Raw genomic sequence first — 18,118 nt, forward strand, 5'->3', positions numbered from 1 at the left:
GGCATTAACAACTCGCTTTTAAGTAAATGAAGGGTCGATATGTTTATTAAAGGGTTGCAAGTTATTAGTGGCATCGTTTTTTTATGTGCCGTCAGCTTGCCAGTAAAAGCAGCAGTAAAACTTAATCAGTTACAGGTAATTGGTAGTCATAACAGTTATAAAACAGGGCTTGATGAGCAGATTGTCAATAAGCTTGATGAATTACAAGGTGGGTTTGCAGACAAAGTTAGTTATGCACACCCTACGCTTAGTGAGCAGCTAGATTTAGGGTTAAGACAGCTTGAGATCGATGTACTTGCAGATAATCAAGGTGGTCGATATTCAAACCCTTTAGCTCAAACATGGACTAAAAATCAACTATACAGTGACGTGCAAAAGCAGCAGCTTGCAAAGCCTGGTTTTAAAGTACTGCATATTCCCGATATTGATGTGAGCAGTCATTGTGTTTTATTTACTGAGTGTTTAACGCAATTAAAAAACTGGTCAAATCAGCACCCTGATCATCTACCTATTTATATCTTATTTAATGTTAAAGAATCGCGCTGGGAAAAAATTGCAGGCGTTCAGCCTGAGCTTTTTTCAGTGGATCACTATCAAGCCTTGAGTAACGTTATTAGTAAAGTGCTAGGGCAAGATAAATTACTCACTCCAGCAGACATCAAACAGCCAAATCAAGGTTTAGCAGAATCGATAAAAAGTCAGGGCTGGCCTGAATTGGAGAGCGTAAGAGGTAAGTTTGTATTTATTTTTGATGCAAATCAACGCCAGCTACAGCTGTTTGCTCAAGTACCAAAGCCCAACATGTTTGCAGCGTGGCCGATTACTCATCCAGATGCCACTTTTCTATTGTTTAACAATCCCCAGCAACAGCAGCAATTGATATCGCAGGCTGTTACACAAGGCTTTATCGTCAGAACCCGTGCCGATGAGTTTAATGCAACAAAGTCACCAAGCAACCGCGCTATTAGCTCCATCAGCTCTGGTGCACAGATCATTTCAAGCGATTTTTATTTAGGTGCAAAGCAAGCGCCCCTAAATGCCCCCTTTGTCAGTTTTAAATTAGTGAACAAGCAAGATGATCAACAGCCTATAAATCCGTTTGTACGCTGTTTGAGATCTGTCACTGATTGCCCACTTTAACTTTTAATTTTAATCGGAGAAAACCATGAAACCGCAATTAACAAAACGCTACTTAACCTTGGCAATTTTAGCGGGTATAGCCAGTACCAGTTCGTCAACTTTTGCAGCAGAGCAAGGCGAGCAAGCGCAAGAGATGGAAAATATAGTTGTTAAAGGCTTTCGCCAAAGCTTATTAAAAAACCGTGACGTAAAGCGTGACTCTTTAATGGTTCAAGACAGTATTGTTGCTGAAGATATTGCTGATTTTCCAGATCTAAACCTCGCTGAATCATTGCAACGTGTACCGGGGGTAACTATTACTCGTGAAGGGGGAGAAGGTCGACAAATATCGCTACGTGGCTTGGGTCCTGATTTTACTCGAGTAGAGCTGAATGGTTTAGATGTACTCGCAACGAGTGGCAGTAGTATGGATAGCCGAGGGCAGGCTAACCGCTCTCGTGGATTTGATTTTAACGTTTTTGCCTCTGAACTATTTAGCCAAATTGATGTGAAAAAGTCCTTCTCGGCAAGTATGGAAGAAGGTGGTATAGGCGGTACAGTTGCTCTGCGCCCAAGTAAGCCGTTTGATTACGATGGTCTAAAAGGGGCTATTTCGGCTCAAGCAGGATCTAACTCTATGGCACATGGCACCAGCCCTCGTTTGGCTGGGTTGATCTCAAATATCTGGGATAACTTTGGCGCATTATTCTCATTAGCTTACTCTAAGCGCGATACGATGGAGCAAGGTACAAATACGTATCGTTGGCGCCCACTTGATGGCGCAGGCTCTGACTTGAGTGCTTTAGATCAAGCAACGCAAGATAAAGTGACTAATAAAGAGTTGCGCTTTGCTCGTGGTAATCGTTACTCAGCATGGGAAAACGAACAAGAGCGCTTGGGTGTTACCTCTGCTTTTCAGTATAAAGTTAGTGACAGCTTGTCGTTTGATTTTGATGTTTTATATGCGGAGCTTAACAATGATAAAAATGAGCATCATATAGCAACGCGTGGCGCAGGGTTAAGTGGTTTGGGCGCAGCAACAACTGCTGGTGGACAAACTGTTGGCGGTGCTGTGGTCAATGAGCTGCGTTATAACGAGAACGGTGAAGCTGTTTACACAGATATTAGTAACGCAACCTTAGCAACAGAAAGCCGCGTACAGCAAATGGACACAACGTTTAGCCAAGTATCATTTTTAACTGATTGGCAGTTAAGTGAATCTACAGCACTTGAGTTACTACTAGGTCATTCGGAGAATAAATTTACTATTCCTGTTAGTGATAAAGTGTTTTATGAAGGCTTTGGTAGAGTGACCTCTGATTATGTGCAAGATCGTTTTTATGCTAAGCATACTTATGACTTTGATACAGCCTCAATCGATAATTGGAAAATGCACGAGTTTGATCTGGATGAAAGCGAACAGAACTCTAGCTATGACACGATTAAACTCTCGTTCAATACATTTGTAGGCGACACGGGTGAATTAAAGTATGGCGTATTAAATAAAAAGTTTAGCTCTGACGGTAAAAGCTACCAAGTTAAAGACGCACTAAAAGGAGAGTTTGAATCTGGAGAAATTGATAATAGGTTAGATGCTAGTTTTTTCAGTGTTTATAACGGCCATGACAAAGCAAACTGGGCTGCTGCAAATGTTGCCAAGACGCAGGATTATTTTGGTGTAAGCTCTGAGCTATCAGAGCAAGATTTACTGATAAACAGTATTTATGATCTAACTGAAGAAACTCGTTCGGCATGGTTTGAATATCAATGGCAAAATGATCTGTTTGGTGGAAATCTAGGTGTGCGATATGTACAGACAGATATTACTTCAACAGGTTATATATCAACTGGCGACGACAATGTAGAAACTCAGGTTGAGCAAGATTATTCAGAGTTTTTACCTGCGCTAAATTTAGTTTGGTATGCTGCTGAGGGGGTTCAGGTAAGAGGAAGTGTGAGTAAAAATCTAACACGACCATCTTTGGGGTCACTTGCTATTTCAGGGTCTGTTAACACCGACAAGCTAGAGCTAAGCTCAGGTAACCCCGGCCTGTCACCTTATGAATCAATAAACTACGACACTGCAATTGAATGGTATATCGATGATACTGGTTTTATCACCGCAGGCTTATTTTACAAAGACATCGATAACTTTGTGATAGGTAGCAGCTCTAAAATGCCGTATGGGCAAACAGGCTTTTCAGAGTCTTTGTTAGCACCAGGACAAACTGCAGACACAGAATTTACTTATTACACCAGCGTAAATGGTGAAAAAACCAGTATTCAAGGTTTAGAGTTAGGCGGCCAATTAGACTTTACCTTTTTACCTGCGCCATTTAACAATATGGGGGTAATCGCCAACTACACTTATGCTGACGGCGACATGGATTACTATGATGGCGATGAGTACTTTACTACGAAAGCATTCCCAGGTTTATCTGAGCACTCAGCGAATGCCACGTTATATTACGAAACAGAGCAGTGGGGTATGCGGGTATCGTCATCGTATCGTAGTGAGTACTTAACAGAGATAGCTTCGCCATTGGATTCAGACCAAGATGAAGCTGGTTTTCATGGTACGACTTATGTGGATTTTTCAGCTTTTTATAATATAAGTGAGAAGTTAAAAGTCACTTTTGAGGCCGTTAATTTAACGAATCAACGCGAAGAGCAATATAGTGACTCAGACGATCGTTTGTACAACACCACTGAGTTTGGCTCAACCTATTACGTAGGGGTTAACTACCAGCTATAGTTAATAGTAAGCGCCACTTTTCGTGGCGCTTTTTGACAGACACGTTTAACATTCTCAATTAATTTGTCCTAAACCCTTAACGTTAAGTTATGCGCTAAACTATCGCGACGATATTTACTCGGGGTCTGATTAAATAATTTTTTAAATGCGTAAATGTAAGCTGAATCAGATGTATAGCCTAAATCTAAGGCAATATCTTGAATAGACCTTTTTGAATCCAAAAGTTGTAAAGATAAAACGAGCCTTATATTTTGCCGCCACAATGAGAAAGATTGACTAAATTCTTTTGCGCAAACTCTCGATAAAGTGCGCTCCGATGCGCCTACTTTTTTAGCCCATTCTTTTAGCGTGAATGACAAATCAGGTTGTTGCTTAAGTTGCTTGAAAATTGCTAGCAGGCGCTTATCGGTTGGCAGTAATAATGGGATGTCATAACTATTCGCCATGACGATTTGATCTCTAAGCACGAGTAATAAATGAGTAATATTGGATTCTGATTGTTGGCTCATTTCATTTTCAAACAAGAGCAATATGAGCTGTTTAATGAATGGCGTTACAAGGCAGGATTTAGCTTCACTTGCATACTCCACCCATACATCAGGATTAAGATAAACGGCTAAAAATTCAGTATTTGTAACTGCTACAGATTTATGAGACGTGTTTGCGGGTATGTATAGCATTGCATTGTGAGGCACGATTATGCTTTTACCACCAATGCTTGATTGTAGTAAACCTTTAAATGGGAACACTATTTGATGCCATGGATGTGAGTGAAAATCATCAACGTAACCAGCAGGCATATTAATTGTTTTTGTTATTAGCTGTTTATGTGTATAGCTTTGGATTAGCTCGTTAGCTTGCATGGTGGCGGTTTATCGATGTTTTGTGTCAGTTAGTATAAAACGCATAGCTCCGATTTGGTATATCATCGTGAGCTTCTGTTATTTAAAAGGCAAAAAAATGCATATTCACTTTATTATCCATGAGCATTTTGAAGCGCCAGGTGCATACGAAACTTGGGCTAGAATGCATGGTTATAATATTAGCTATTCTAAGGTGTATGAAGGTAGCCCTCTGTTAGAGACGATTAAAGATATTGATATTTTAATAGTAATGGGTGGCCCCCAAAGCCCTAATACAACAATTGATCAATGCCCTTATTTTGATGCAAAAGGTGAACAAGCCTTGATCTTAAAAGCGGTTGTTGCTGGGAAAATTGTACTTGGCGTTTGTTTAGGAGCGCAGTTGATTGGCGAAGCGTTAGGTGCTCATTATGAACATAGTCCTGAGCGTGAGATTGGTAAATTTCCAATTACTTTAACACCAGCAGGTTTAGCGCATCCCTTGTTTGAGCACTTCGATAAAGTGTTAGAGGTAGGTCATTGGCACAATGATATGCCGGGGCTGACATCTGATGCAAAGATCATCGCATATAGCGAGGGCTGCCCAAGGCAAATCGTTGCTTATAATGAGCGAGTATTTGGTTTTCAATGTCATATGGAGCTAACTAAAGAGGTTGTAGCCTTGCTAATTGAGCATGATGATCTTAGTGAAGCTGCAAAATACCGCTTTGTGGATGAGCCAGAAGTATTACTTGCTCATGACTATGATGCAATGAACCAAAAACTCTATTCATTTTTAGATAAATTAGTAAATACCTATTAGCTCAAAAGTATGTGTAGCGTATTGTCTGTTTCTATCAGTTTTCTCTAACCTGAAGTCAGATAGAGTTACTTTAGCTGTCGTGTTATGGTTTTTATTTAGCTAAATTAATGAACAACGTTGCTTTATTCTTACTGATGGGTCGAATATTTTCATCAAAGCCATTTTTAAAATCACTAATCCCTACAGAGTAGCTAATAAACGTGCCAGAAATACAGGCTTTTTTCGTCATGGCTACTATGTATATATGGCGATATCTGTCGAGCAAAATGATTCAGGTGAAGTACCTAAAATAAGTCCTAAACTAATAAGTAAGTCAGCCGATACAGAAATACTTGAATGCAGAACAACTAAAAAAGAGGCTGAGGCAGAACAGAAGCGATTGCTGCATTTACCAGCGGAGCGCAAAAAAAGCTCACCCTATTTGCGCTGCTTATTCGAGAAGGCTTTGACTTTAGTAATATGTCGATAGATAATCGCTGGGCTTATTTAGCGGTCGTTATCGATTTGTTTTCGTGTAAAGTCGTTGGTTGGGCAATGTCATTGTTGTCAGATACTAATTTGACGCTGAAAGCGCTTGAAATCGCATATGAAAGCAGAAGTAGGCCAAGTACTCAGACCAAGGTAGTCATATACAAGCTTGAAATACCGCCAGCGTTTATGGTGCTATAAAATTACACAAAGTATGAGTCGACGCGGAAATTGTTGGGATAATGCGCCAATGGAGCGATTTTTTAGAAGCTTTAAAACGGAGTGAATACCAAAGGTTGGATATGAAAAGAGGGCGTTCAAAATTCTGTGTCAGCTTAAATTCTTAAATATCGAGTACGCTGTCTAAGCGTCCTTCAAAATAAATGGCCAACTGAGATAAACACAAGCTCCAATTGTGGATTGGCATGGTCCATTTCTCAGTGGCGTTTAATATGCCAGCATAAAGTAATTTCAACAAGCTGTTTTCGTTTGGAAAAGCGCCTTTCGTCTTCGTTAATTTTCTAAACTGGCATGTACAGCCTCAACAGCATTCGTCGTATAAATTACCTTGCGAATATGCTCTGGATACTTGAAGTATGCCGACAAATTATGCCATTTATTGCGCCAGGAATTAATCACAAGCGGGTAAGAACTACCCCATTTGGCCTCAAGTTCATCAAGCGCTAGCTCAGCAGCCTCCTTCGTTGCTGCACGATATACTGGCTTTAAGTCAGCCATGAACGCCTTTTGATTTTTAGAGGCAACATACTTCATTGAATTTCGTATCTGATGAACAATGCATAATTGAACTTCAGTCTCTGGAAAAATAGCAGCAATGGCTTCAGGAAAGCCTGTTAGCCCGTCAACACATGCAATTAGTATATCTTTAACGCCTCGATTATTTAAATCAGCAAGAACCGACAACCAGTAGTTAGCGCCTTCATTTTCAGATAAATGCAAGCCAAGTATTTCTTTTTTGCCATGAACATTTAGCCCTAATAACGTATAAACAGCTTTACTAGTATAGCTGCCATCTTCTTTGACCTTGTAATGAATAGCATCAAGCCAAACAATCGGATAGTGACTATCAAGTGACCGTTGCTGCCATGCTTTGAGCTCCGGTATAAGTTTATCGGTAATAGCACTTATCTTACCTGTGGCAACGTTCATGCCGTACATATCTTCGATGTGCTTATTGATGTCTCGATAACTCATTCCCATGCTGAACATAGATAGGATTTTTGAGTCTATTTCATCACTAAGCGTGGTTTGATTTTTTTGACGAGTTGAGGCTCAAAGCTACCACTTCGATCTCTTGGAGTATCTAGCTCAAAATTGCCAACCGATGACTTAACTGTTTTAGTGCTAGAGCCATTTCTAGGGTTGGGCTCCTGCTCATTAGCAAGATGTTGTTCAAGCTCAGCCAGAAGTGCTGACTCGGTTAGCTGTTTGATAAGTGATGTGAGCACACCATCTTTACCATTAAGTTTTTTACCTGATTGAAGTGCCTTAACTGCATCTTCGAAGTTGAATTGATTTGTCATTCCTGTTTTTATCAGTTTACTGAAATGACACAGATCTTTGAACACTACCTATGAAAACTTTAAAGATGCTAAATATAGTGTGAGTGATTATATCAACGGATATTACAACAACGTTAGACCACATCATTATAATGCTGGTTTACCAAATGAACCTGAGGTTAGATACCAAAACTCTAAAACTGTGGCTAAAATTAGTTGACCTCTACAATTTTAAGTTTTTTCTTCGTAAAGCTCAACCCACTTTAAGTGCTGTCCAATTTCTTTGTTCATAAGGCCGTATTATATTGAAACGAGTTCTATGAATAATACAAATAAAAAGTCACGGATTTAATGTTTCCGCGACTTTTATCTTTTAAATCAATGTAAATCCTTTGATTTGTTATTATATTCTAGAATGGAATAGTGTAATGATTGTGAGTCATGCTTATTAAAGTTTTTTAAATAGTTCTTAAAAACCACCTCTGGCTTTATAAATACTCCATCTTGGCCATCGACTCTTCCTGATTTATAAGCTTCTAAGAATAAAGTTTCTAGAAATTCATTAAAATCCATTTTACCCTTCTTTTATTTTTTAGCTGTTTGATGATTTCTTATCTGAAGTCTTCTCAACTTGACAAAAAGGGAAACCTTTACAGATTTGCAGAGTATTTTCACCTATTTGGTGATTGGATGTTTCTTTACTAATGTTAGTATATGATTGAAGTGGCTGTTCCATGGTTGGTTTTCCAACCATAGCAAGTAATATAGTAGTGTAAAGCAGTTGCATATTTGGTATTCCTTTTTAGTTAGTTGCAAGCAAGACAAGTCAAAAATTACAAATTCAATTTAGGCTTTTTTTCTGTTGAAGTGTTTACAAAAACCTTATAAAGTCCTTATAAATATTGCTTAAGGGAAAGCTAAGAGTTTAATGGAAATGTTTTTTATTAATAATAAAATTAGTTATGACCCATGCAATGCATCACTATCATCGATTTCAAATGAAGAGTCGTCAGACGTTAAGCTAGACTACTTGGAATCTATTGCTCTTGATCTACTCATCAGCAAAAAAAATCAGTTGGTCAAGTATGATGAGTTTTTTTCTAACTGGAGAAGTTCTGAAGTTACTGATAACTCGTTAAGTCGAGTTGTTTCAATGTTAAGAAAAAAAATGAAACAAGCTGGCTTAACAGATAGTGTAATTATCAATACTGCTAAAAAAGGTTACACATTAGTTGCCCAAGTTGAGAAGTCCGATGGACAAGGTGCTAAAGTTTCTTCAATAAATCCCAGCCTAGATAAATTAAACCTCCAGTCAACTTTCAGTAACAAGAAACCAGTAGTTACTTTTATCATCGTGGCACACTTTCTTATGCTAATAGTAACTTTAATTTTTATTAGCAATGGAAATGATATTTCGGTTAAGGTGCGAGAAACGAGCAATATCGAACTACTATCTAATAAAGATATCAAAATTGAGCTGGCATATAACAATTGGCTAGATCAGATTGCTTACACAAAGAAGAGCATTGGCAATGACTATTGGGAAATTGAAATTCTAAATCGCTATGATGGTAAAAAGCTAAATATAAGAAAAAAAGATCATAGCTTAAATAAAGCGACATGGTTAGGACCAAATGAACTTGTTTATAGGCAATACAATGAAAGAGAGTGCTCGATTCAGAAGGCATTAATTAGTTCAGATGGAATTCCTCCTGAGACTATAAAGCTGTTTCCTTGTAATCCCAACTCATATGCATCTGCCCTAGCTTCATTCGGAAAGAATAAGTTATTGATTACAGATTCGCTTTTCAATGATACCTCGGCTAGATTATTTATTGGTGATTTGCAAACAGGATTAGTTAAAGAGGTAGAAATAGATAATGGTGGCGGAGCTGGGTTCTATAATGTTATTACAACGGCTAACACTGATATTGTCGCTTTATTATCAAGTCCAGATGGTGTTAAGTTCCATATTCAGCTTGTCGATCCAAGTAATAGATGGGAAGAAATTTGGAAGATTGAACTTGAAACAATTAATTTTTCAGTAGGTTGGGATGGAAGTTCTTTGTCTTTTAAGAATGACAAAGGTGGAATTTCGGTAGTTGACTTCCATTCAGGTGAAGAGATCAATAGGGTGAATATCCCAACGTTAGCGCCTACATATAATATAAGTACAGCGAAAAATGGTATCATGCTAACGAGCGGAGAGCTTTTTAGCCAAGACATTATATACTTGGATGATTCACATGATAAAGTAATTAATTTAACAGCAGGTACGCATGCGATAAATAAAAATGCTATACTTTCTGGGGAGGAAACTTTAATTTTTTATATTTCAAATAGAACAGGGTTAAATCAAGTCTGGTCATACAGCATACTATCAAATAAATCTAAACAAATTAGTAAATTTACAGTGGCTAAAAAAATCCAAAAGCTGGCTTTGAATCCTAACAACCAAATGCTAGCTCTGCAGGTAGGTAATAACGTAGAGCTTTACTCGTTAGAAAATATGATAAATAAATTAGCTACAGTAAATGGGATTAATCCAGAATTCTTTTCCGACTTGTTATTGTACTCAGATAATGATAATGTTAAATCACTTTCATTAGAAAGCCTACAGCCCGCAGATTTTGGTATAAAAGGGGCTGAGTTAGTAAAACATTATAATAGCGAATTATATTATTCAAAAAAATTATTGCCTGGAATTTGGCGTTATAATAAGAATAAAGATGATTCTCTGGTGCTGAAACTCACCTCTAGTGCGTATTACTGGTTTGTTGGGGACGATAAAATTTTATTTCGCAATGATATTGGTAATTACTTTCAATTTGAGCTTCAATCAAGAGAGCTGAGTGAATTTAAAAAAGAGAACTGTGATTCTCCTATTGCTTTGACTAAAAAAATATGTATATCAGCTTTAAGGGGGGGCTCAGAAAATCGATTGTTTATACTTGAGTGGGGTTAACATTAAAGCTGCCTTTACTTATGGAAGATTGATTCAAATCATATTGAATATTAACCATTCATGTTAAACCTAAATCATATCTTTGGTGAAAATTAAGAGCTTTAACTTCGCCATGTTTTAAATTATAACTGACTATGTAGTTTATATTTAATATAAACTACATAATTTCAGCGTGTTTATTTTATTATTAGGAGATAAAATTTGATACCTAATTCACTTGAAAGTAGATTGATAAGTGTATTGAATAGCCAATCTGGTAATTTTGCAAAAGATGAACTATATAGCTACGAATCAATTTTTATTACTAAAATTCAACCTGATGAATCTAATCCAAGATTTTTTCCATCCATAATTATTTCTGATATTCATGCTTATCAATTCTCCTCTAGACAGCTGAGTAAAAAGCAACTGATCAACATTTATGGTGGAGAGGATAATGTACTCATTGGTAAGTCATGTATTGTAAATTGCTTTAAATATGGCAGTTCTCAATGGATAAAGGCCAGTAAGAGCATTGAATCTATTCTTGAGTTAGCTGAAAACGTTGCTGTTTCTGAAATTATTCAGGTTCCAACGATATACCCTATAGATAATCAACTATACAGAATTTTAACGGGCCATAGGCGATTTTTTGCTATGGTTTATAATGATGGTATTGATGGTGCGGCACATTTTAAAGTATATAATACTAAACCGCTGCTATTGAAAACAAAACAGTTTCAAGAAAATGCTAGTCGTGAAGAGTTGCCTCAATACGGTAAGCTAATTGCTTTTCTTGATGCATTGAATGAAGTAGAAATTTTAAATAAAACTAAACAAAAACTTGGAAAAAAAACTTTAACGGTAAGAGATAAAGCTAATTTTCTTGGTATTTCTATGGGGACATTTGATAACTACAATGTACTTACTCGATACCCCTCCGTCATTAAATCTTTTGAAGATGGAAACAGCGAACCTTTATTAAAGGTTAAAAAATTAGTACTTAAAACGGAAAGAGCGTATCAAAAAAGATATAACAAGACTAACTTAAATATTGAAGACAAGAATAAAATAAATAATTTACTATCTATTTGTTTTGAATCTGCAGACCAAAACATAAAGTTCGACGAACCAAGAGTAGTCTCTAAACCTAAAGTTTACAAATTGGGGAATATCGAATCATCAAATGTAATAAAAACCTTGTTAACAACTAATATTTGTGAACTGCAGTGCGGTGTAGATTGGTCTTCAATTGATTGGAATAATCCGGAAGAGCTTAATGATGCTCTTAAGATCGTTGTGGAATATCTATATGCAGTCGATTCAAAACAACAAACAACTTAGCTTTTTTTATTGGCCTACAGTATTGTTGATACTGAACGTTTAGGACTGGCTATGAATCACACAGATTATGGCTATGTGGCCTGCGCCAATTATAATAACTCATCAAATAATTGCTAATATTTTTTTCAGCTTCTTGATAATTACTATAACCCGTAAGCGTCTTGCAAAACGCACCTGTCAGTCACTCGCCAAAATAATTAAACTATTTCCGAATTTCAGTTAGGAGGTAGCCATGAGAAAAAGGCGTAGCCTTGAGCTGTGGCATAACATCAACGAAGAATAACAAGCCAGTGATTTAACTATTGCTGAATTTTGCCAGCAAAAGCAACCTTCTATGCCGCACGAAATAAGCTTAATGAATCATCAGGCAGTTTTGTTAGAGCAAAAGTGACTAAACACTTTAATGTCACTGAACTGCAACAGCCGATCACTCTTACTATCGGCAACGTGAAAGTTAGCTTGCCACCCACAATGCCTGCTTCTTATCTGATTCAACTGGCGAGCTACATAAGACACTCGCTCGTGCAGTAACATGTGATCTAATTAGCGCACCGATACTTATCTACTTTTACTAAATTAAACTTAGAATAATCCAAACAACTTTTAGCTTTATCGCGTGAAGAGCCTAATTCAAGAAAGCGCATACGCCTGCTTGCTGTTTCATTACTTTTTGAGGGTGAAAATAGACCGAATATTGCTAAGCGCCTAAATACAAAGTGGTAGTGTCAATAAATGGGTTTCAGATTGCCTTAAGAATGGCGTTGCTGGCTTGAGCAATAAACCGCCCTCCAGCTAAATTAACCTCACTACAACTGGACACACTGTCAGAGCATGTAAAACAGTCTGCAAGTTCTTAAGAATGAGACAGACTAGTGGGGAAAGATATTACTCAATATTTATGATTAGTTCAATGTACGGTATCACACTGATCATATTTACAAACTGCTTAAGAAACTTGGGTTTATCTGGATCTCAAGCTATCCTAAGCACCTATTAAAAAAGTTGCAAGTGGAAGTGATCCTTAACACCCCAAGGCATCTACCTTTAGATCGCATTGATGTTTGGTTTCAAGATGAAGCACGGGTGGGCAACAAAATTTATGGGCTGAAACCGGTTCTAGGCCTCGCGTAACAAAACAACAGCAGTCTGAGTATGGATACATTTGATGTAATGTACTCGTAATGGGTAGGGTGGGGCGCTGATGAGCCCTGTAGTCAATAAGATGCCATGAGAAAACACATGGTATTATATATCAATATCTTGTGTTTTTTTGTTGGTGACACTGAATTGATGTCTTTAGCAACTTCTGTAGTCGATTTAATAGGGGAAAGACAAAGTGTAACCTTGCTTTTTGTTAGGTTGGGCTGATGATTAATGTAAGAACGCTGTCAAAATCGATGTCAAAAATGCCTCTAAAGCAGGTTCCTGAGGTCAGGCATGGGCTCAAGTCTTGTCGAAGTATTAATTTGAATGTTTTTTGTTCTAACGAAATCTCTGTGATTTCAGCGGCGCTAAAGTCGAAATAATAACCAACTTTGGGATACAAAGCTTTAAATAAACTTTCTTTTGCAGAAAAAAGCAAAGTAAATGCTTTTGCAAAACCCATTGAGTTTAGTTGTAATAATTCATGTTCTTTGTTGTTAATTATGCTGTGTTCTATTTCTTTTATTGTGTTGCTCGGTAACCAATATTCCAAATCAATTCCCAGATAATCAAAATCTCGCTTATTTGCCGCTGCACATAATGCAGATGCGCTTGTATGTGTTATTGTTGCGACTATATGCTCTGGCCACATTGGACTTCGATGTTTACCAATTGCAATATCATAGTTTGCAATTCCCAGTTTTGTGAGTGCCTGTTTTGCTGCGTATCTACCAGCTAGATATTCAGCCTGCCTTTTGTTGACAGAGTTTCTTAATGACGAAGGAAATCTGATCTTTACCATATTAAATAAATTACGCTGATAATAATGCGCATTATAATTACAGCGAAATACGACCAACTGTTCTAAATCAAACACAGAAATAAACTGGCCCAACTCAAAAAAATTATTTTTGTGATTTATTTTTACTAGCAGTGAGCTCATCAGGAGTTACATTATTCTAAGTTTTAAAATAGGGGTTATATAGTACATAAGCTTTGTGATTTCCCGCCTTCAAGGTTAAGCAATTCATTTTGGATAATCATGGTGACTTTTTTTTCAATTTGTGACTTGTTAGTTTCGATAAAAAAATGGCCACCAGCAATTAAGTGGACATTTGCTGGATTCGAAAAGAAGTCTCCCCAGCTTTGCAGGTCGTCATTAGTTACATCGGTATCGTTATCTCCTCCTAACACCGATATTGAGCAGTCGAATCTATGATTAGATGTGCAACTATAGGTTTCAGCTAGCTTAAAATCAGCTCTTAGTAAGGGGAGGTAAAGTTCCATTAATTCTTTGTTCTCAAGTATTTCTGTGGGTGTACCATTAAGCTCGGTCAACCGTGCAACAAAATCATCATACGCTAAGTGGTGAATTGGTTCTTTTTTGGATGGAATATGGGGTCCTCTACTACCGGAAGCAATTAAATGCTGTGGTAAACGAAATCCTGCTATTTTGCATTGTATCATTAATTCGAACGCAATTCTGCTTCCGAGGCTATGGCCAAATAAGATATATGGTCTATCAAATAAATCACTTACTATTGTTAGAAGCTCGTTAACTAAACTTCCCATATCTGTATAGCAAGGCTCAAACATCCGGGCAGCTCGGCCAGGTGGTTGTACGGCTATTAGTTCTACATTTTCAGGTAACCATTTCTCCCAATGCAAATAAGTTGATGCATTTCCTCCTGCGTAGGGAAAACATATGATTCTTAATAAGGGATCATTAATTGGTTGCGGTATCATAAACCAGTTTGAAGTTGACATTAAATATCCATTTTATCATTGCGATGTAGCTAACTGAGAGAAAATACCTAAAGAGCATAACAACCACATTTAATAGGGCATACCATTTGTATGTTGAAAAATATTATTTTTCTATTAGCTTAAATCTATAGAAGCGAATGCGCTATGTCAACCCATTAACTTTAAACACAGTTATAATTGATGGCTTATAAGCTGTTGAGCCTATGCTGTAATTTATAAGCTAGAGGTATACAATGTGGTTTCACACAGTATTTATGCAATGATCAAATATCTCAAAATAATATCACCTAATGTAGACTCCCATTGTTTTATGTGTAAGTTACCTCAATTTGAATTTTGAGTATCAGTAATTGTGGTTCTTGGCTTTGAAATGCTAATAAGCGGAATATATAACGCGACTGTTGTAATTCAAATTAGTCACTCATGCGGATTAAGAGCTTGATAGACTCATGTGAAATCTCACGCGTGAGACGTGTTACTGCCAAATAATGAAAGTTGGTTAAAACACCACTAACGCTTTGCTTAGAGCTTATTTTACCGAGTTGTTGTCTTGTTTTTAATGCATGTTTAAAATTATGGTACGCGAGCGTAGCACTTTATTTCGTGGGTAAGATTATTGATTGACGGTCAATTTGATAAAATGTATTATTGAATTTGTTAAGTTTTTATTCATATTTAGTTAGATTTTTGGAAGTTTGAGGCGTTGAGGCGTTGAGGCGTTGAGTGAAAAATCAAATGTCATTCTGTTTTTTCTTGTTAAGAAAAGCATACAGTTAATTAAATAGATTAAACCTCTCTGGGTTTAAGCGCTATTACACACATTTTGGGTAGCAGGAATTGATCCTCAGAATTTTCTGAAGAGACCATAATAAAAGGGATTAGTAATGTTTAAGTATTTTAAAATTGCGATTGCGACTTTGCTTGTTATCGGCTCAGGTTTAATCGCATATTTGTTTACCATCGTGCAATTAAGCGTACCTGAACTTGATGGTACGTTAACCGTAGACTCTCTCCAGCAAGGCGTATCAATAGCACGGGATGAACGCGGTTATCCCACGATAAAGGCGAAAAATACCCATGATGCAATGTTCAGTATGGGATTTCTGCATGCGCAAGAACGTTTCTTTCAAATGGACATGTACCGGCGGACTGCAGCGGGGGAGTTAGCAGAACTATTTGGAAGTGGGGTTGTAGAAAAAGATAAACAAGCTAGATTACATCGCTTTCGTCACCGTGCAAAAATCGCGCTTTCCAAGTTACCTAAAGAACAAAGAAACCTATTAAAATTTTACACTCGTGGTATCAATGAAGGTTTGACTCAACTTGATGGTATCCCATATGAATATCGCATTTTATTCTCTACGCCACAGCCCTGGCAAGAAGAGGATTCTTTACTGGTTAATATGGTGATGTATATGTTGCTCCAGCCTCACTCGAAGCTGGATCCTGAATTGATTAATCAAACTGCTCAGCAAATTTACGGTAAAGATTATTCAGATTTTCTCCTGGCAAAAACTTCAGATTGGGACGCACCCGTAGATAAATCCGTAATGCCTTTAGCTGGCTTTGATGCCATTCGAGGGCTGATGGCCTCAGCTAATGTAGCTGCTAATCGTGATAATCTTGACAAATACGACGAAACGTCTGGTCACAACGAATCCCAAGTTGGTAGTAACAGCTGGGTTGTTTCCTCCGCATTTAAGAATAACGGCAGGGCAATTCTTGCAAATGATATGCACTTGCCTCTCACGGTGCCTAATAGCTGGTACGCAATGACTGTTGAATTTGAAGAGGGGGGGCAAGCCCATAAAGCAACTGGTGTTACTATCCCTGGAATGCCTGTTATAGCTGCTGGTAGCAACGGCCAATTGGCGTGGGGATTGTCAAATTCAAATGGTGACTGGAATGATCTCGTTGAATTGGAGCTAGTGGGAGAGGATTCCTACAAGACGGATAATGGTGTACAAAAAATATCAGTGACAGAAGAAACGATCGCAGTAAAAGGGAGCTCTCCTGTTGTATTGAAGGTTCGTGAAACTGATTGGGGGCCAATTATCAGTTCGAAGTCAGATGAGAAGCAGTATGCCATGAGCTGGGTTGCGCATTTTCCTGAGGCAAATAACTTAAACGCCTGGTATTTATCTACAGCGGACTCTATTAATGACGCGGTTAATATCGCTGCGCGCTCTGGTATACCTCAAATGAATATCGTGTTTGCTGATGATTCCGGGAATACAGCTTGGACAATCCTTGGAAGAATTCCTCGTCGTGTGGGGTACAGTGGTGAGTTACCGAGTGAGCGTCATACTGGCAAACAGTATTGGGATGGCTGGCTTGAAGCTGATGAATATCCAACCTTAAATTCAACAAATTCTCCCGTCATTTGGACTGCGAACAATCGTGTTGTTGGGGGAGAAGAATTGCTTCCTATGGGCGTTGGTGCACAATATGCGCTAGGTGTTCGAGCTAGTCGAATTAGAAATGTACTTGATTCCATGCCGGCCGTTAACGAACAAGCGATGCAAGAATTGCAATTGGACAAAACTGCGATTTTGATGAATCGATGGCAAGCTCTTATGCTAAAAACAATCGGAAAAATCGAAGATAAAACTATTCGGGAACAATTGCATAAAAATGTCTCATCTTGGGATGGAACGGCTAATAAAGATTCTGTGGGCTATCGTATGATCAGAGCATTCCGCAGTATAGTCGCTGAGCGTACAATGAAGATGTTAGGCGCAAAGCTACTGGCAAAGAACCCAGCCATACAATGGTCAGATCTTACTAAGCAATGGGAGTCACCAGTATGGGCTCTGTTGCAGGCGCAGCCAGAGGATTATGTGCCAGATAACCGTGCAACTTGGGACGAATTTTTAACAACGGTGGCAATTGAAGAAACATATAACTTTTACATCAAAGCCTATAATGGTGATTTGACTGCGGCAACTTGGGGAACGGTTAATCGGTTAAAATTGTCTCATCCATTAGCAAATGTTTTACCGTTAGGCTGGTTATTGAACTTTCCGGAGCAAGCGCAAAGTGGAGATAAAAATGTGCCTGTTGCCCAGTTATTAAACTTTGGTGCTTCCGTACGCATCGTTGTTTCTCCTGGTCAGGAAGAAAAAGGCTCGTTAACCATGCCAGTTGGGCAGGCGGGTAATCCATTTGCTCCTTATTATGGCAATGGCCATGAGCAATGGAGAACGGGGCAGACATTGCCATTTCTTCCGGGTGCACCGATTTATAAACTCGCACTTCAGCCGAAATCGTCTCAGGTTGAGTAATTGTTTGACATACAAATGATATGTAGTTTTTTGAATTAATAAGTATGACGCTCATCTAGGTAAGCACTAAACGTTTGGGGTGCGCCCATATCGTCATTGGGTTTTA

General features: G+C 38.1%; 11 protein-coding genes and 3 pseudogenes. 8 read left to right on the top strand and 6 right to left on the bottom strand.

All coding sequences use genetic code 11. The features are described 5' to 3' along the window. The first annotated feature begins 39 nt into the window (after positions 1-39). Positions 40-1,140: a Ca2+-dependent phosphoinositide-specific phospholipase C gene (locus tag A7968_RS11185; RefSeq protein WP_064666668.1), complete on the top strand. Its 1,101-nt coding sequence runs from the start codon at positions 40-42 to the stop codon at positions 1,138-1,140. Positions 1,141-1,165: 25 nt separating this feature from the next. Then, entirely contained in the window at positions 1,166-3,874 is a 2,709-nt protein-coding gene (locus tag A7968_RS11190; RefSeq protein WP_064666669.1) for a TonB-dependent receptor, read from the top strand. Between the two features lie 68 nt (positions 3,875-3,942). Here A7968_RS11190 and A7968_RS11195 read toward each other — a convergent pair whose 3' ends face one another. Continuing rightward, on the bottom strand, positions 3,943-4,737 hold the full coding sequence (locus A7968_RS11195) for an AraC family transcriptional regulator (protein ID WP_064666670.1): 795 nt from the start codon (positions 4,735-4,737) through the stop codon (positions 3,943-3,945). 97 nt (positions 4,738-4,834) lie between these two features. Between A7968_RS11195 and A7968_RS11200 the strand changes: the two genes are divergently transcribed. Then, positions 4,835-5,539: a type 1 glutamine amidotransferase gene (locus tag A7968_RS11200; RefSeq protein WP_064666671.1), complete on the top strand. Its 705-nt coding sequence runs from the start codon at positions 4,835-4,837 to the stop codon at positions 5,537-5,539. Between the two features lie 91 nt (positions 5,540-5,630). Here A7968_RS11200 and A7968_RS23165 read toward each other — a convergent pair whose 3' ends face one another. Further along, complete coding sequence (locus tag A7968_RS23165) at positions 5,631-5,768, bottom strand: hypothetical protein (RefSeq protein ID WP_157586729.1); 138 nt, start codon at positions 5,766-5,768, stop codon at positions 5,631-5,633. 242 nt (positions 5,769-6,010) lie between these two features. Here A7968_RS23165 and A7968_RS11210 point away from each other — a divergent pair. Continuing rightward, a pseudogene (locus A7968_RS11210) lies at positions 6,011-6,290 on the top strand (DDE-type integrase/transposase/recombinase); the annotation flags it as partial. 60 nt (positions 6,291-6,350) lie between these two features. Here the strand turns inward: A7968_RS11210 and A7968_RS11215 are convergent. After that, a pseudogene (locus tag A7968_RS11215) lies at positions 6,351-7,551 on the bottom strand (IS256 family transposase). Between the two features lie 49 nt (positions 7,552-7,600). Here A7968_RS11215 and A7968_RS23565 point away from each other — a divergent pair. Further along, a pseudogene (locus tag A7968_RS23565) lies at positions 7,601-7,750 on the top strand (IS3 family transposase); the annotation flags it as partial. A 158-nt stretch (positions 7,751-7,908) separates the two neighbouring features. Here A7968_RS23565 and A7968_RS11220 read toward each other — a convergent pair. Then, entirely contained in the window at positions 7,909-8,103 is a 195-nt protein-coding gene (locus A7968_RS11220; RefSeq protein WP_064666674.1) for a hypothetical protein, read from the bottom strand. Positions 8,104-8,458: 355 nt separating this feature from the next. Here A7968_RS11220 and A7968_RS11230 point away from each other — a divergent pair, with 355 nt between their 5' ends. Together A7968_RS11230 and A7968_RS11235 are read left to right on the top strand one after the other, a co-directional pair. Next, positions 8,459-10,495 (top strand): winged helix-turn-helix domain-containing protein, encoded by a 2,037-nt coding sequence (locus A7968_RS11230; protein ID WP_064666676.1) that lies wholly within the window; start codon positions 8,459-8,461, stop codon positions 10,493-10,495. A 201-nt stretch (positions 10,496-10,696) separates the two neighbouring features. Beyond that, entirely contained in the window at positions 10,697-11,818 is a 1,122-nt protein-coding gene (locus A7968_RS11235; protein WP_227008871.1) for a ParB/RepB/Spo0J family partition protein, read from the top strand. Positions 11,819-13,172: 1,354 nt separating this feature from the next. Here A7968_RS11235 and A7968_RS11240 read toward each other — a convergent pair. Then, positions 13,173-13,904 (bottom strand): 4'-phosphopantetheinyl transferase family protein, encoded by a 732-nt coding sequence (locus tag A7968_RS11240; protein WP_084448159.1) that lies wholly within the window; start codon positions 13,902-13,904, stop codon positions 13,173-13,175. Positions 13,905-13,939: 35 nt separating this feature from the next. Next, positions 13,940-14,728 (bottom strand): thioesterase II family protein, encoded by a 789-nt coding sequence (locus A7968_RS11245; protein ID WP_064666677.1) that lies wholly within the window; start codon positions 14,726-14,728, stop codon positions 13,940-13,942. An 884-nt stretch (positions 14,729-15,612) separates the two neighbouring features. Between A7968_RS11245 and A7968_RS11250 the strand changes: the two genes are divergently transcribed. After that, complete coding sequence (locus A7968_RS11250; protein ID WP_064666678.1) at positions 15,613-18,012, top strand: penicillin acylase family protein; 2,400 nt, start codon at positions 15,613-15,615, stop codon at positions 18,010-18,012. The last annotated feature ends 106 nt before the right edge of the window (positions 18,013-18,118 follow it).

The sequence above is a fragment of the Pseudoalteromonas prydzensis genome, from assembly GCF_001661495.1.
In the GTDB taxonomy this organism is placed as follows: Bacteria; Pseudomonadota; Gammaproteobacteria; order Enterobacterales; family Alteromonadaceae; genus Pseudoalteromonas; species Pseudoalteromonas prydzensis.

Coding starts and splice junctions, on each gene's coding strand:
- A7968_RS11195 (WP_064666670.1), bottom strand. CDS start 4,737: ATGCAAGCTAACGAGCTAATCCAAAGCTATACACATAAACAGCTAATA.
- A7968_RS11190 (WP_064666669.1), top strand. CDS start 1,166: ATGAAACCGCAATTAACAAAACGCTACTTAACCTTGGCAATTTTAGCG.
- A7968_RS11185 (WP_064666668.1), top strand. CDS start 40: ATGTTTATTAAAGGGTTGCAAGTTATTAGTGGCATCGTTTTTTTATGT.
- A7968_RS11250 (WP_064666678.1), top strand. CDS start 15,613: ATGTTTAAGTATTTTAAAATTGCGATTGCGACTTTGCTTGTTATCGGC.
- A7968_RS11245 (WP_064666677.1), bottom strand. CDS start 14,728: ATGTCAACTTCAAACTGGTTTATGATACCGCAACCAATTAATGATCCC.
- A7968_RS11200 (WP_064666671.1), top strand. CDS start 4,835: ATGCATATTCACTTTATTATCCATGAGCATTTTGAAGCGCCAGGTGCA.
- A7968_RS11220 (WP_064666674.1), bottom strand. CDS start 8,103: ATGGATTTTAATGAATTTCTAGAAACTTTATTCTTAGAAGCTTATAAA.
- A7968_RS11240 (WP_084448159.1), bottom strand. CDS start 13,904: ATGAGCTCACTGCTAGTAAAAATAAATCACAAAAATAATTTTTTTGAG.
- A7968_RS23165 (WP_157586729.1), bottom strand. CDS start 5,768: ATGACGAAAAAAGCCTGTATTTCTGGCACGTTTATTAGCTACTCTGTA.
- A7968_RS11230 (WP_064666676.1), top strand. CDS start 8,459: ATGGAAATGTTTTTTATTAATAATAAAATTAGTTATGACCCATGCAAT.